The sequence below is a fragment of the Sulfobacillus sp. TH-112 genome (genome assembly GCF_057473405.1).
Map to the genome: position 1 here is coordinate 1 of NZ_JBYCKN010000105.1, position 15,031 is coordinate 15,031.

At 51.1% G+C, this 15,031-nt stretch carries 14 protein-coding genes and 1 riboswitch; of the genes, 4 read left to right on the forward strand and 10 right to left on the reverse strand.

The window, feature by feature from the left end; all coding sequences use genetic code 11:
• Positions 1-48: 48 nt before the first annotated feature.
• On the reverse strand, positions 49-285 hold the full coding sequence (locus ACOJWD_RS06785; RefSeq protein ID WP_486992481.1) for a MerR family DNA-binding transcriptional regulator: 237 nt from the start codon (positions 283-285) through the stop codon (positions 49-51).
• A 290-nt stretch (positions 286-575) separates the two neighbouring features.
• Positions 576-2,456: an ABC transporter ATP-binding protein gene (locus tag ACOJWD_RS06790; RefSeq protein ID WP_486992482.1), complete on the reverse strand. Its 1,881-nt coding sequence runs from the start codon at positions 2,454-2,456 to the stop codon at positions 576-578.
• A 62-nt stretch (positions 2,457-2,518) separates the two neighbouring features.
• Here ACOJWD_RS06790 and ACOJWD_RS06795 point away from each other — a divergent pair, with 62 nt between their 5' ends.
• Positions 2,519-2,953 carry a MarR family winged helix-turn-helix transcriptional regulator gene (locus tag ACOJWD_RS06795; RefSeq protein ID WP_486992469.1) on the forward strand — a complete coding sequence of 145 codons (435 nt, stop codon included), beginning with the start codon at positions 2,519-2,521 and terminating at the stop codon, positions 2,951-2,953.
• Positions 2,954-3,050: 97 nt separating this feature from the next.
• On the opposite strand, the gene ACOJWD_RS06800 is transcribed toward ACOJWD_RS06795, so the two are convergent.
• From ACOJWD_RS06800 to ACOJWD_RS06820, 5 genes are all read right to left on the reverse strand, one after another.
• Positions 3,051-3,977, reverse strand: a complete 927-nt coding sequence (locus ACOJWD_RS06800) for an alpha/beta hydrolase (RefSeq protein ID WP_486992470.1) — start codon at positions 3,975-3,977, stop codon at positions 3,051-3,053.
• Positions 3,978-4,102: 125 nt separating this feature from the next.
• Positions 4,103-4,642 carry a small multi-drug export protein gene (locus ACOJWD_RS06805; protein ID WP_486992471.1) on the reverse strand — a complete coding sequence of 180 codons (540 nt, stop codon included), beginning with the start codon at positions 4,640-4,642 and terminating at the stop codon, positions 4,103-4,105.
• Positions 4,643-4,709: 67 nt separating this feature from the next.
• On the reverse strand, positions 4,710-6,482 hold the full coding sequence (locus ACOJWD_RS06810) for an ABC transporter ATP-binding protein (protein WP_486992472.1): 1,773 nt from the start codon (positions 6,480-6,482) through the stop codon (positions 4,710-4,712).
• A complete protein-coding gene (locus ACOJWD_RS06815; protein ID WP_486992473.1) occupies positions 6,472-8,217 on the reverse strand; it encodes an ABC transporter ATP-binding protein in 1,746 nt (581 codons plus the stop codon). The genes ACOJWD_RS06810 and ACOJWD_RS06815 overlap by 11 nt, the downstream gene beginning before the upstream one ends.
• A gap of 342 nt (positions 8,218-8,559) precedes the next feature.
• Positions 8,560-10,197 (reverse strand): long-chain-fatty-acid--CoA ligase, encoded by a 1,638-nt coding sequence (locus ACOJWD_RS06820; protein WP_486992474.1) that lies wholly within the window; start codon positions 10,195-10,197, stop codon positions 8,560-8,562.
• Between the two features lie 782 nt (positions 10,198-10,979).
• Between ACOJWD_RS06820 and ACOJWD_RS06825 the strand changes: the two genes are divergently transcribed.
• The 3 genes from ACOJWD_RS06825 (at position 10,980) to vapC (ending at position 12,509) form a co-directional block, all read left to right on the forward strand.
• A complete protein-coding gene (locus ACOJWD_RS06825) occupies positions 10,980-11,309 on the forward strand; it encodes an IS110 family transposase (RefSeq protein WP_486992475.1) in 330 nt (109 codons plus the stop codon).
• A 562-nt stretch (positions 11,310-11,871) separates the two neighbouring features.
• Entirely contained in the window at positions 11,872-12,105 is a 234-nt protein-coding gene (vapB, locus tag ACOJWD_RS06830) for a type II toxin-antitoxin system antitoxin VapB (protein ID WP_486992476.1), read from the forward strand.
• Complete coding sequence (gene vapC / locus ACOJWD_RS06835; RefSeq protein WP_486992477.1) at positions 12,105-12,509, forward strand: type II toxin-antitoxin system tRNA(fMet)-specific endonuclease VapC; 405 nt, start codon at positions 12,105-12,107, stop codon at positions 12,507-12,509. The genes vapB and vapC overlap by 1 nt, the downstream gene beginning before the upstream one ends.
• A gap of 429 nt (positions 12,510-12,938) precedes the next feature.
• Here the strand turns inward: vapC and ACOJWD_RS06840 are convergent, their stop codons facing one another.
• The 3 genes from ACOJWD_RS06840 to ACOJWD_RS06850 all read right to left on the reverse strand — a co-directional run bounded on the left by ACOJWD_RS06840 (position 12,939) and on the right by ACOJWD_RS06850 (position 14,835).
• Positions 12,939-13,412, reverse strand: coding sequence for a DUF420 domain-containing protein (locus tag ACOJWD_RS06840; RefSeq protein ID WP_486992478.1), 474 nt, complete (start codon positions 13,410-13,412; stop codon positions 12,939-12,941).
• A gap of 172 nt (positions 13,413-13,584) precedes the next feature.
• Positions 13,585-14,361 (reverse strand): DODA-type extradiol aromatic ring-opening family dioxygenase, encoded by a 777-nt coding sequence (locus ACOJWD_RS06845; RefSeq protein ID WP_486992479.1) that lies wholly within the window; start codon positions 14,359-14,361, stop codon positions 13,585-13,587.
• Between the two features lie 198 nt (positions 14,362-14,559).
• A complete protein-coding gene (locus ACOJWD_RS06850; protein ID WP_486992480.1) occupies positions 14,560-14,835 on the reverse strand; it encodes a hypothetical protein in 276 nt (91 codons plus the stop codon).
• A riboswitch (cyclic di-GMP riboswitch) is annotated at positions 14,829-14,907 on the forward strand. (Overlaps the previous gene by 7 nt.)
• Positions 14,908-15,031: the final 124 nt, after the last annotated feature.

Consider the following 15,031-nt stretch of genomic DNA (forward strand, 5'->3'; position numbering starts at 1 on the left):
CAGGTCGGCGGTCACCTCAAACGTCCAGCCCTGCCGGGCACAGTACACTCAAGCACTTGCTTTTGCCGTTCGAGACCATCTTTCTGGTGATGGCTGGATACCCCGCGCATAGGCCACGGTTTTTCGCGTGACGTCGGCAGCACCCCGGAATCGTTCGGAATACAGCTTCGCCAAATCATAGCGACGGTGGCCGCCGGAAGTATGTTCCGGGACGAGTTTACCTTCGCGTTCCCAATGCCGCAAGGTCGTAACCGAGACCCCCGAGGCTTGGGCGGCTTCACCAATGCTGACAAAACTACCATATTAGATAGGATAAGATAGTTTGGGATACATTGGAATCAAACTGTTAAAACCCCCTTAAACCGAGCGAGGCATGCGAATCATATTAACGTAACCCCAAGTATCCCGACGGAGCCGTGCCGTCGGGATACTTTTTATCTCCTGCGATGCGAAATGTACAGCTTTAATTGGGATAGACGCGCTTACGTAAAATGGCCTGTGATCTCATTTTGGCGCCTGTCAGGGGGATCGACACTGCCGTGATAGAATCATTTGCGGACGAAAGCCCGAAAACCCTAGGGGCGTTGCTGATCCATGACGGCCTGGTTCAACACTTCACTATCAAACTGTTCATGATACAGTTGCCCATAAAGACCATCTCGTGCGAGTAAATCCTGATGCCGACCTGCATCAACGATCCGTCCGTGATCAATGACCAAGATTTGGTCAGCCGCCAGAATAGTCGAAAGTCGATGGGCAATGGCAATCACGGTACGTCCATAAAACAGCTTGGCTAGAGCTATTTGAATCAGCCGCTCGGCGTGACTATCCAACGAACTGGTCGCCTCGTCGAGTAGCAGAACCCCAGGATTCTTCAAAATCGCACGGGCAATCGCCACTCGTTGCTTCTCTCCCCCGGAAAGACGATAGCCACGTTCTCCCACCATGGTGTGGAGACCATCCGGTAGTTCACGGACTAATTGCGCTAATTGAGCGGTCTTTACCGCGGAGGCCACCTCGTCGTCTGTGGCACTGTCCCGCCCATAGCGGAGATTGTCCTCTAAAGTCGCATGAAACAAGAAAATTTCTTGAGTGACAATGGAGGTCACCTGGCGCAAATCTTCCTCTTTGATGCGTTGCAGCGAAACATTTCCCAGTTGGACGTCACCCCTAGTAGGGTCGTAAAAGCGAGCCGCTAAGGAAAGGATGGTACTTTTCCCCGCTCCACTAGGTCCGACTAAAGCGGTAAGTTCTCCTGGACGCGCCGTGAACGCGATATCGTGGAGGACATCCTCGTGTTGTTGATAGTGAAATCCCACATTCTGAAATCGAATCCCCTGAGGTCTTTGAGAAAAATCTCCCGGGAGCACCTCAGGAGGGTTCGGCTCCGGCACGTCAATAGGGAGTTCCAAGAAGGTAAATATCCGGTCGAAAAGAGCCATTCCTCCGAGTAGCGTGGTATTCGATCCAGCCAATGAGGACGCCGGATTATAAAGCTGGGTCAAATAGGTGGCAAAGGCCACTACCGTCCCTAATTCCACTTTATGCGTAATAATGAGATATCCTCCATACCCATACAACAAGGCTGGTCCCAAGGCCGACAACACCTGCACTACTAGTGAGAGCCACTGACCCACCATATTTTGTTTGATTTGCGTCGTCTGGACATTTCGACTTAGGGTACGAAATCTGTCTGCTTCACGCTTGCGGGTCCCAAAACTTTTCACCACAATAATACCTGATAACGTAAGCGTTTCCTCTAAGTGTGCCGTCATACGCCCTAAGGCATTTTGAGAATTTGTAATGGCATCATAGGTCCGCCTACCGTAACTTACTACCGGCAGGGCAAACATGGGGAGAATTAATGTCGATACTAGTGCCAACTTCCAATTCAAATAGAACATCGTGCCCAAGGTTAGTGTCACTGTCAGCGCGTTCACAAACAGCCCCGTTAATGTACGAGTTAATACCTGTTGTACCGCATTTAAGTCATTGACTAAGCGAGAGTGAATCTCTCCGCCCTGGGTCCGAGTAAAGAACTCCAGTCCGAGACTTTGGCCATGGTTATACAGCGCCGTTCGTAGATCATGGATGACCCCCTGCGATACCACCGTATTAAGATAGCTCTGCCCAAGAGATACCAACGCCCCAATCGCAGGAATCAAGAGAAGTGCCCCTGCCAGGCCAAACAACAATTGAAGATTATGCCGCAATATGGCCCGATCGATAATCGCCCTCATGATAAGTGGCGGAAGAAGCCCCAACACGACGCCCAATACGGTAAGAGACATCGCCAGAATTAACTGTCTACGGTGAGGTCTCAGCGTGTGCCAGAGTTGCTTCGCCGTCTCTTTGGTGGGTCGACCACCACCGGCCATATATTGTCTTGACCGTCTCTGCTCCCACACTGAACGTAGCGGTCCGCCACCGCCCAAGCCTCCCATTCCGCCGTGCATTCCCACCAGCGACATCTCCCCAATTATTTTACTGTTTAATAATTATACGATATAATAGTCGTATGGACGATATCCATACGAACAGTGACAGTCCCATTATCGTAGAGAAACTCTGGGATTTATGGCGGCGATGGCGCCGTCAATCACAACGACTCGAAACCTCTATCAGCTTTGAGCAATATCGCCTCTTGCGATATCTTGATCGGCACGGGCCAGTGTCTGTGTCCCACTTGGCAGAATTTTGCGGAGTATCCCTTCCTGCCATGACGCTCACCAGCCAACGCTTAGAAAAATCCCGCTATGTCACCCGCATTCGTAACGAGGCCAACCAGAGACAAGTCCAAATTTCCATTACGACTGACGGCCGATCTGCCTATCGAGCGTGGAATGAGGCCCGAATGGCTCACTTCACTCCGTTGATAGGACGGCTCACTCCAGAACAACAACAGCAACTGTTAACCATCCTCGATGAACTATCGCGACCGGATGAAACGTAGACCGATCGCCGCTCTCAACGCTCACTGCTAAGGGGCTGGCGGCGAAAAACGCATTACGCCAGCTCCCTGTGGGCTTACAGGGAGCCGATGTTCCGTCTTAGCGTTCAAGCGCATCCCAAAAATCCCGCACTGCCGCCATAGCGGCACTGGCCTGATCAAATAGAGGAATGGACATAAACCCATGGATGACACCGTCAAAGCGAATGACCGTGGTAGGAACACCAGCCTTTTTGAGTGCCGCGCCATAAGCTTCTCCTTCATCGCGCAGGGGATCGTATTCCGCAGTAATAATGAGAGTCGGTGGCAACCCCGTCAAACGCTCTCGAAGAGCCGGAGAGGCTAAAGGATTAGAGAGGTCCTCGTCACTCTCCAAATACTTTTCTCCAAACCACACCATGTCCTCCGCTTCAAGAAAGTATCCTTTAGCAAATAGCTCTTTGGATGGTGTAGGCGCAATCATATTGACTGTGGGATAAAGAAGAATCTGTGCGCGAATCGTCACCCGGCGGTTTTCTTCCGCTAGTTGCGCCACCACGGCCGACAGATTCCCTCCCGCACTATCTCCCGCCACAATCAAGGCCGGGTCCTCAAATCCCCACCGCCCCGCATTTGTCGCGATATATTCCACCACCGCCATACTTTCTTCAACAGGTTGAGGGAACCGCGCCTCCGGCGCTAAATGATACCCAACCGAAAATACCGGTGCGGAAAGCGCCGTCGACAGTCGAGCCACAAATCCGTCGTAGGATTCAATATCACCCAACACGAATCCTCCACCATGAAAAAATACCAACGGGTTGCGACGAGATTCACTCATCGGACGATAGAGACGAATAGGAACATCGCCATGTGACGTAGCACATTGAAAATCTTCCCGTGACTTTATCGGGGGTGGAGGCATCATCCGATTCAGCAGCTCGACACCGTCGTGAAATTGCTGTCTAGCTTCAGCGACCGACAAATCTCGACTTGGAGACTGCTTCAGTTCATTCAAAAACATCTGCACTTTAGGATCTAATGGCATAAAATCGCCACTCCTTTGCCTCAGAATATTGCACACATCAATTATATGCCTTCTGGGCAGAGTTGCACGGATGCGATGGCGTCAACTCGGCAGCGTCAAGGAAAGCACTCTTCCCACGCGGTCCACTAATGAATAAACAGTCGCACTACAAATTGTCCTCCAAAGACAATGAGCGCGACCGAGAGAATGGTCCCCGTCAACGTGGCCAGTACTACTGAACGCAGACGCCATCCAAGTCCATATCCTACGGTAATAGATACGTAGGCACCAAAAAATGGCGCAACTGGCGTTAACATAAATACCCCGTACCGCATGTGCCGACGCATCCAACGCTCGGTTCGTCGCACTTTCTTCCGTGCCCATCGCCAATGATGCAAAATCCACGGATAGAGCACGATAAGAAAGGGGATTGCAATCAGATTGGACATAAGGCTCACGACACCGCCCACCCAGGGACTAAATCCCAAGGCAATACTCGCCACAGCGGCAGGCTGAGACTCCAACACAATAGACGTCCCCATCAACGAAAGTGTAGGCCCCCAGCCGTGCATCATGACACCCAGTCCAATAGCAATTGCAAACGGAATGAACGCCACGATCCCTGCGATCAGCAAATTTTTTGTCAAGGACCCTGACGCGCCTAATCGATGTCGCTGCCGCAGCATCTATACCACCCCTCCCATGTGCTGGGTAGTATGCCACAAATTCGGAGACTCACCCTGTCCGCATCCTTTAGGCTAACTCCTTTGTCTGAGCAATAGAGCGCGACTTTTCTACCATTTCGCAGTAGAGCCCGGCAGCCTCCATCAGGGAGCGATGGGTTCCTTGCTCAACAATTTCGCCATGATCCAAAACCACAATATGGTCTGCCTCGCGGATGGTCGATAGGCGATGCGCAATCACGAGGGTGGTGCGATTTTTGGAAATTTTCATCAAGCCTTCCTGTACCGCGATCTCACTAATCGCGTCGATGTTCGCCGTAGCCTCATCCAGCACTAAAATGCGGGGATTCAAGATGATAGTGCGAGCGAACGCCAACAGTTGGCGTTGACCCGTCGACAAATTCGATCCACGCGGTGTCAGCCAGGTGTCATAGCCTTCGCGCAGTTGTTGAATGAAAGGGTCCGCTCCCGTGATACGCGCGGCTTCAACAACCGCGTCGCGCGTTACCTCTGGACGAAACAAGCGAATATTGTCTAACACCGTACCAGAATAAAGATATACCTCTTGTTGTACCACCGCGAGAACCTGCCGTAGATTTTGCTGACGCACGTCTCGAATATCCACTCCGTCAATCAAAATGCGACCCGACGTCACATCATAAAAACGTCCTAGAAGACTAATTAAGGTGCTTTTACCGGCTCCGGTTTCACCGACAATGCCAATAAATTGCCCCGGTTCGATGGACAAACTCAATCCTCTTAAAATGGGCTGCTCGGGTTTATACGCAAATTGTACATTCTCAAAATCAATTCGTCCCAATACCGGCGTTGGAAGGTCGCCTGCACCGTCCCGATCCTCCAGGGTAGGCGAGGTCGCCAGCACCCCATTGACCCGTTCAGCGGAGATCATCGAGGACTGCAAAGTATTCCAGTTTTGAGTTAACGAGTTGATGGGGGAGAAAAATTGCTGAATATAAGAGATGAAGGCATACAGGACGCCTAATTGAATATCATGATGCAATACAGCCCGTCCACCCAGCCAAGCCACAAATGCGACCGCCAAATTGCCGAGCAAGTCAAAGCTGCGATTGAATAATACATCCCAGCGGAATTCATTGATGCTTGCCGCCTGATAAGGATCGTTAAGGTTATTGAACGCTTGAAGTTGTCGATCTTCTTGATGAAAGATCTGGGTAATCCGCATGCCGGTAAGATTTTCGGCGACAAAGGCAATCATTCGCGAAAGACGCGATCGCGTAGTGTTGTATGCTTTGTGCAAATGAGGTCGGAACACCAGCGAAATGACTGCGATAATGGGAATGACGATCGCCGCCATAAGACCGAGCTTCCAGTTTAGTAGCAGCATCGCGCCCAACACCAAAATAATGGTGAGGCCGTCACGAATCACACTCAGCAAAAATTGTGTAAAGAACTGCGAAATCCTGGTCGTATCACTAGAGACATTCGTCAAAAGCCGTCCCGTATCATGCGTTTCAAAGTATTGCATCGATAGCGATTCGATATGGCTAAAGAGGTCGATACGAATTTGGCGCACGATTTGTTGTCCCGCACGTGCCACGAGCCGTGTCTGCACCAAGTTGGCAATCAATCCAACGCCGGTCATCACAAGATAGATAACGCCAATCATAATGATCGGGTAGAGGCGCGCGTTCTTAACCAAGAGATACTTATCGATGGCAATCTTCACTAAATCTGGCTGAATGACTTGCGTAAGATTATAGATAATGACCAGTACGATAACTCCAGAAAATAGCGTTCCGTAAGGTCGCGCATAACGCAATAACTCTCGCATCGTGCCCGGTTTTTGTCGCTTAGGATCCACTCGCAGCGCCCCCTTCCGATTGAATCGCGTATAGCCGCGCGTAGAGTCCATGTTGTCGAATCAAATCTTCGGGCTTGCCATACTCTTCAACCCGGCCTTCATTGAGTACCAATACGTAATCGGCATCACGCAGTGACGATAATCGATGACTGACAATAATTGTGGTGCGACCTCGACGTTTCAAATCCTTGAGGCTTCGTAAAATCTCGGTCTCCGTACGACTATCGACGGCACTTAAACTGTCATCAAAAATCACAATTTGAGCACTCGTCTTTATTAGCGCCCGAGCCATCGCAACCCGCTGTCGTTGTCCCCCGGACAAATTAATTCCTCGTTCTCCAACCACTGTATCAAAGGAGGATGGTAAGGACTCCACTGTCTCCAAGATCTGTGCCTTATCCGCCGCATCAATGAGTGCTGTCTCGCCGACATCCTCCACAGAAAAGGCGATATTGTTGCCAATGCTGGTCGAAAATAAAAAGCCGTCTTGCGGTACGTAAGTGACCTCAGCACGCAAATCGTGACGGTGAATGTCTCGAATGTCTACGTCATCAAAAAATATCGTGCCTGGTGGAGGATCGATTTCCCTCAGCAAGAGACTACATAAGGTAGTCTTACCGGCTCCGGTCCGCCCTACAATGCCCAGTGTGCTGCCTTGAGGAATGGTAAGATTAACATCTTGCAGCATCGGTCGATCGCCATCTGGATACTGAAAAGTTAAGTGGCAAATCCGAATATCGGCCTGCTTCGGTAAAGGCGTTGGGTCCTCAGGATCGGTGATGGTTGGCTCGGCGTCCAACAACGTTTGTATCCGAATCAGCGATGCAGAGGAATTTTGAAAGATATTAATCACGTTGCCAAACTGCATTAGCGGCCGCACCAGCATGCTCAGATAGACCGTAAACGCCACGAATGCCCCAAGACTAATTCGATGGCTGAGAGCCAGGTCCCCTCCGTAGGACAGTGCGATGGCGAAACTTATGCCCGTAAGGAGCGGAATAAGAGCCTGAAAGGTGGTGTTCAACCGCACTTGCTGCATTGATTCATCGTAGGTTTGATCGGTTTTACCCGTGAAGCGATTCTTTTCGATATATTCGTTGGCTGTAGATTTGACAAGGCGAATGCTGCCAAGGCTCTCTTCCGCCAAATCCGATAAGTTGGAGAGTGACTCCTGAACCAATCGGGATTGCCGTCGGATTTTAGGCCCCAAATGAATCACCACCACCGGAATCATGAGTAGGGGCAATAGCGCCACCACAGTGAGTGTCAAGTTAATCTTAGAAATAGTCATAAACAACGTTGCGGCGAACAGAAATACCGCTTGCAATATTTGGCTCACGCCCCCTCCCATTGCCTGGCGAATGGCTGGAATATCGTTTAAAACATGAGACAATAGATCGCCCACCGTGTGACGGTGAAAGTAGTGCGACTCAAGCGTCTCCCAATGGGAAAACAACCGCAACCTCAAATCGGCTTCAAAGATCCGGGCTAATCTGTTAACGGTAAACTGTCCAAAGCCAAACAGCAATACGTAGACTATCGAAACAAGAGCAAGCTCTGCGGCGTAATGCTTAACATCACCCATGCCCGCACGACGACGCAATTCATTAATGAAGTCTCCAATAATATTCGGGATTTGTACTTGGACTGCCTTTGACACGCCTACCGCCACTATGGCCAATAAGTAGGTTTTCCATTGCTTTCGAACAAACCCTGCCACTAGGCCCCGCCACACGCTCCATCGCCCCCAATCCAAATTCGTATTTGTGTGTGGGCGAACACAAACAAGACCCGAAGGTCTTGGTCAACACCGACGTAAAACCACAATGCCATCATTATATCATTTAACTATTCGATCCTTACTTTTTAGCAGCACACGTTTCCGGGTGCGGAAAAATCGCACCACGGCCTATAACTTTCAGGGGATCCTGTCGTCTCCAACGATCTGAGTGGTTGAAGTGTCACTGCAGTCCCCATGAGCGGTAATCGCTGTGAGGCACCGTCTTTCCCACACGCCAATCACATCGGGGCCCTAATACCCCAGGCCGTTCCAAACTATAAAGACTTGGGTATCCCATCACGCACCGTCGCGCACTACCCGGCGCAAAATTTTCCCCACTGCACTCTTGGGAAGAGCCTCTTGAAATTCAATAATTTTCGGGACCTTATAGGCGGACAGATTACTCTTTAGATACAACAACAATTGTTCTTCCGTCATTGTTGATTCTGCCTTTTTCACTACCACAGCGCGCACCGTCTCGCCCCGGTACTCGTCGGGCGCCCCCACCACCACTGCCTCTTGAATATCAGGATGCTGATAGAGCACCTCTTCAATTTCACGAGGATAGACATTAAACCCACTGGCAATAATCACGTCTTTTAATCGGTCCATAATGGTGATGTATCCCTCTTCATCATAAGAAGCTACATCCCCTGTATGGAGCCACCCATTCTGCAACGTGCGATCCGTTTCGTCCGGCTGGTTCCAATAACCTAACATCACCTGCGGACCGCGAATTAAAAGCTCACCGAGTCCGCCAATCTCCACTTCCTGCCCGGTCGTTGGATCAATAATTTGACACTCCGTTGAGGGTAGGGCAATGCCTACCGTTCCGGGCTTACGAATACCCCATATCGGTGAGCTATGGGTTACCGGCGATGCTTCCGATAACCCATAGCCTTCTAAAATTGTTGCGCCGGTCCGTTCTTCAAACATCTTCATCCGTTCCACCGGCATCGGCGCACTTCCGCTATTACAGATGCGAATACTGTCGACACCATGGGAGTCTAGGTCAGGAGCGTTGAGGAGGCCGACATACATCGTCGGCACACCGGGAAAGAGGGTAATATGGTGCGTTTCAATAGCGCCTAAAACCTCATGGATATCAAATCTCGGGAAGAGAACCAACGTCCCCCCACAGTATACGGTCAAATTTAATGCTACTGTCATCCCGTAAACATGAAAAAAGGGAATGACCGCCAAGGCTCGCTCTTCCCCAAGATGAATCCAGTCTTGCTGAAATGCATAGCACTGCAGTACGTTGGCCACCAGGTTTCGATGCGTTAACATGGCGCCTTTAGACCGCCCTGTCGTGCCTCCGGTATACTGCAACACCGCGACCTCGTGATAGCTAGGTCTCTCGGTCCTCAAATCATCCCCAGACTCCGACACGAGGATGTCGTTAAAGTCTTCGACACCTTCAAGTAAAACATTCCCAGAAAAATTTACTCCAATCACGACATTTAATGACGACATCGCACGTATATTTATAATTCTCGGTAACAGTACATCAAGCGCAATGATCATGGTGCTCTGAGAGTCCCGGAGCAAATCCATAATCTCGCGTTCCACTAACATCGGATTCACTTGCGTGACGATACCCCCTGCCAACAATATGGCATAATACGAAATCACATACTGAGGACAATTCGGTAACATCAGGGCGACCCGATCCTGCTCTTTTAGCCCATGGGTCCTCAGGGCGTGTGCTAGTCGCTCCACATCATGCCACAAATCCGCATAAGTCCAGGTTCTCTCATAGAACACTACCGCCGGATGATCAGGATATTTATCCGCCGCCATTCGCAACATATCTTCGACCCGCCACTCTGGTATTTCCATTTCTATTGGAACATTAGGCGGAAAAAGTTTCCTCGAACGCTCTTCAATCCCCATCTTGTTTCCCCCGATCAATAACACCAGTTGAGCAATCAATGCCAGCCTTCATCAACAACACCGATCCAGATGGCGCCAGAGCTAATCGCAGGGTAGCCGAAGAGGGCGATTCGCAGACGCTGGACAGCCCCATATGCTGAATTCTGAGCCAGGATAATGTCCGATCACACCTGACTCCGCGTGATTGTCTTAACGATTCTCGGGGTGCAAAAGTACAGAACATTCCCGTCTGCCATCACCTTAATCTTTCGATATGGAGAGCGTATCTCGCCATGCGAAGAACGTCCAGAGACGAGAGCGGGACGACATCCCCTGTGCCACGAACAACTCTCCAGTACTATATGAGGTTCACTATATCGCTTCGCCGTAATGCCAGCAAGAACTTTTTGTCTATTATGTTTATTCATTTATATGAGGTATTTCGTAAAGCCGGTCATTCCTCAAAGACCTTGGACTATGCTTCTTGAAAAGACCATTTGCAATTTACCGTTGAATGGTCTTCTGCTTCATCTCAAGGGATTCAACCTGTTTTGGGCACAATCTGGTGGATTGGGCTGTCGGAATCATCCGCTGTACTGTGCAAAACATGGTTGGACTAGCTGCCTCTGAGTTGGAGGTCCTTAATGCCCATTCAGACCGGTTATCATTCCTGTAAACGGTAATTCTTAGAGTTTGAATTTATGGAAAACGCATCCGTAGGATCATTGTGTGCAGGGTCCAGGCCTGACGCACTCATCCAGTAGGCGCTATTATGACTCTAAATAAACCTCTCGCACAGAGTCGACGGAGCGGACGCATCACGCCCGCCAGATTCGTGGTGGATGTGGACATCGCGAAAGAAAGAACGGCACGTCGCGCAGGCCATTAACTTTCATGGCATTGTGTTAACATCCCACGCCATGGTTGGCAACGCGCGGCCCGAGTTTGAGCAATTTGTCCCGCGACTGCGCGACATCCAGACGATGCACGGGATGCCCGATGTGGTGGCCGGGATGGAGTCGATGCGCCACTATTGGTTCTCCCTCACGGATTGGCTCGAAGATCAGGGACTCACGGTGGTCCTCGTGCACTTCACCACCACCAAGAGCAACAAGAAAAATCGAGTAGGCTACTACGACTTCTTCCGGCAAGTTTTTGTGGTCGTGGATTGATTTTGCGGGAACGGTGACGCGGCGCTTTGGTGAAGATAGGAGGCCCCCACAGCGAATAGAATAGCGCCCGCTCCAAAAATATCCACCCAAACAGCGTGTGCCAGGAGCGGAGTGCCCAGCGCACAACCCTCCCCAATCACCAACGCGGCCGTAGCCAGGACCCAACCAAACCGGTTGACTTTTTGGTTGACGAGGAGACGGCGGGTCGTCCGCAACAAACCCACCACTACGGACCCGAATAAGATAGCACCACCGATGCTCACGACCCAGATCATCAAACCGTTCCTCTGTCTCTCAAGATGATTCACATTTAGAGCAGCTCAGTTGGCGCGACAAGGACCAATATTTTCATCGCAGTGACGAGCGAAATGCCGGCGCTCTTGGGGGCGAAAGCGCAGCAAGCGCATGTTGCTGGAGGGGCGCAAGGGAGTTTCTAGGAGTCAACGCTTAGTTTGCCGCCGAGATCGTGGACTGCGACGTCCAGAAAATCATTGTGCTGGTTTGGCTGCTGACTTCTTGGTATATACTTGATATATATCAACATCACGTAGGAGGCGGTTTCGTGGACCGAGCGAAAATATTCCAGTCTGGACGCAGCCAGGCTGTTCGTCTACCCAAGCAGTTCCGGTTTGGCGGTTCGGAAGTGTTTGTGAAACGGGTAGGTAAGGCGGTTGTGTTATTGCCCACGGATGATGCGTGGGATTCCCTGGCCGCGTCGCTGGATTTATTCTCGGACGACTATATGGTCGAACGTCAACAGCCCTCGGCGCAGCAACCCCGTGAGGAACTGCCCTGATGCAGTATATGTTGGATACCAACATCTGTATCTATCTCATCAAAAACCGGTCAGAGCAGTTGCTTCATCGCCTGCGCGGCTTGCACACAGGCGAGGTGGGGGTCTCCATCGTCACGGTGGCTGAACTGCAATATGGTGTGTCGAAGAGCCAACAAAAAGAGCGAAATCAGGTGGCACTCGAGGCGTTCTTGTTGCCGCTCGAGATCGCGGATTTTTCGGTGGATAGCACGTTGGCCTATGGAGAGATACGGGCTGACTTGGAGAAACAAGAACGCCCTATCGGGCCCCTCGACACGCTCATCGCGGCGCATGCACGATCCCTGGATGCTTGGCTGGTCACCAACAACACGCGAGAGTTTGCTCGCGTGCCAGGGTTGCGCGTCGAAGACTGGACATCGACCTGATCCCCTCTCGCAGTCCGCACCCCGCACGGTCAGGCCCAACACCACCTGCACAGCGAACCCAAAGTCGGACTCGTGGCAACAATTCCGCGGGTCCTAAGCCGATGCTGTTTCAGACGCGCGTCAGGGTTAGAGGGCCTCTGAATTCGTGCAAAAGTCCAACCATGGTTCGTAGGTCCCGTCGTAGGCGGCTTCCAACCAGCGGCAGGGGAGCATGCCGTCAGTACGAACCGCATATTTCCACATGGGTCGGTCGTGCTGAGAACGGAAGATTGAGCCAAGAACCGACGAAATCGAACCATACTTTGCACATAGCCCTTTAAAAAAGCGAGGTCCTCCAATGCTATTCATGCAGCGCACCAAAGACAAAGAAAGATACGCCAAGCCTCAAAACGCGACGAGACTACAGCGCATCTCCGTGATCGCAAAAGTTTAAGCGTTTCGTCCCCGTAAAATGTCGATAATGCTGGTCGTCGTGGGGCCGGGATGAAAAACGACAAACAGTAAAAGAAACACCGCGAGTCCTGTTCCTGCTGCCACGAACCAAAATGTCGCGGTCCACGGTGCCACCTTGCGATGCTTATTAAAACGAGCCATGAGCGCCAATCGTAGCGTAATCACCCCTAACACTGCAGCTGCCGTCGCCAACAAGATATGGATGATAAGGAAGGTCTGATAGCTAAAATTGTATTTTGATGGCCCTCCAAAATAGGTGTCGCCCACCAAGAAAGTACTCGCCAAATAACTCACAAAAAATGCCGCCCCAAACACCGTCGCGGTTAACATAAATTTTCGATGAGTCTCGATATGCTTGTGCTTGATGTGATACCACCCAAACCCGACCATTGTGGCACTACTCAGCATAAATACTTCGTTTAGTAAGCCCCAGAACATTGCCGCAGTCACCGTATTTCGTATCCTCCTTCAGGCTAACCTACCGATAACCCGACACGTGCGTCGAATCGCGTTATTACATGACAAGAAGCCCGTTCCTATAATACTCGTCCACCTAGTGGACAAATTATACCATGTAACGACATGATGGCTCTGAACGGTCGGAGAAAGCCCCCTTCGATTCTTAGTCGAATTGCCAGATGGTATGACTTAAGGTGCCATAACGATAGCTTCGATGCTTAAGGATAGCGTTTCGCGTGTTGTCGGCGGCTCCCATGGCGTATAGAAGTGGGATAAAGTGCTCACTTCCCGAAGGCGGCACCGCCATCTGCGCCCCAGGCGCCAACTCCCGAAAGTGAAATAGCGTATCCAGGTCCCATGTGGAAATTATTTGCTCTAGCCACAGATCAAATTCGAGAGCCCAATCGGCCACCTGGTCACTATCCCACATCACCGCACGGAGATTATGCACGGTGCCCCCACTTCCGACAATAAGAATCCCGTCTTCCCGAAGTCCTTGCAGCGCCTTTCCAATAGCATATTGCTGCTGAGGCAAAAGGCTCGGAGACACGGACAACGCCAATACCGGCACGTCGGCCTCAGGCCGTAGAAGACGCAATACCACCCAGGCACCGTGATCAAGGCCGCGGCCTCCTTCTGTGACATAAGAGATATCATGATGGCGCAAGAGCGCTTCGACCTGGTTTATCAGTGATATCTCCCCATGCGCCGGATATTGAATACGATAAAGGGCATCGGGAAATCCCCCGAAGTCATAAATCATCGAATATTCCATGGTGCGATTTACCGTTAATTGGGCCGTTTCGTAATGCGCAGAAAAAATGATAATCCCCTTCAAACTTGTTAAATCCTCGGTTAATTCGCGAATAGCCGTCGTGTATGCATTATCTTCAATAGCCAAAAGCGGCGACCCGTGAGCAATAAAGAGCGATGGCAACATCGAATTTCCTCCTATCCTCTTTAAGTATTGTAACTTACTTTTTATTCTGCTATCGCACTATTTCTAGACCAGTCTCCTAACAAGTCAACAACCCCGCCCTGAAGGGCGAAGCTTGCGACTCCCCGGAAGTACCAATGATAGCCGAAGCCGTCTTTTTCCTTAAAGTGGGGTCGCATGGTAGGGTGATTGACACCACCCTCACGACGGCGGGCTTGCCGCGGTCGCACCTGTCACCCGGTACTCGATTCCCTGACGGACTGCCCGACAGCACTCCTGAATCCCTAGCCCGCGAAGGTGTACATCTAATGTGGCCATTTGATCCGTGATCACCTTCCTCAATGATCCTAGTCCACCGTGATCCACCGTGATCAAAAAAGCGAGCCCGCGGACCGCATCAATCGCGCCCGCCGCGGCCAGAGCGTAATCCCCCCATGTAACCTGTCCACGCAATGCAACGTTTAGGAAGTACCACAAATCAGCACACCCGTCGTAAGACGGGGTCGCAAAATCACGGGTCCCGCGACATGGGATCGCCGAATTGCCTGCCCGAGCCAGTCTGCTCGTCCGCATCTGCGGTCTCCTTGCGGACCCCAAGGAGGAACTACGCATGCCCCCACGCTTCTGGCTCACCCCTACCATCGCGCTTGACGTGGCTCAACACGGCGTCGTC

What these genes read in the sequence shown, in the direction of transcription:
- ACOJWD_RS06790 (WP_486992482.1), bottom strand. Translation starts at nt 2,456, where the DNA reads ATGCACGGCGGAATGGGAGGCTTGGGCGGTGGCGGACCGCTACGTTCA.
- ACOJWD_RS06795 (WP_486992469.1), top strand. Translation starts at nt 2,519, where the DNA reads ATGGACGATATCCATACGAACAGTGACAGTCCCATTATCGTAGAGAAA.
- ACOJWD_RS06800 (WP_486992470.1), bottom strand. Translation starts at nt 3,977, where the DNA reads ATGCCATTAGATCCTAAAGTGCAGATGTTTTTGAATGAACTGAAGCAG.
- ACOJWD_RS06805 (WP_486992471.1), bottom strand. Translation starts at nt 4,642, where the DNA reads ATGCTGCGGCAGCGACATCGATTAGGCGCGTCAGGGTCCTTGACAAAA.
- ACOJWD_RS06825 (WP_486992475.1), top strand. Translation starts at nt 10,980, where the DNA reads ATGTGGACATCGCGAAAGAAAGAACGGCACGTCGCGCAGGCCATTAAC.
- vapC (WP_486992477.1), top strand. Translation starts at nt 12,105, where the DNA reads ATGCAGTATATGTTGGATACCAACATCTGTATCTATCTCATCAAAAAC.
- ACOJWD_RS06845 (WP_486992479.1), bottom strand. Translation starts at nt 14,361, where the DNA reads ATGTTGCCATCGCTCTTTATTGCTCACGGGTCGCCGCTTTTGGCTATT.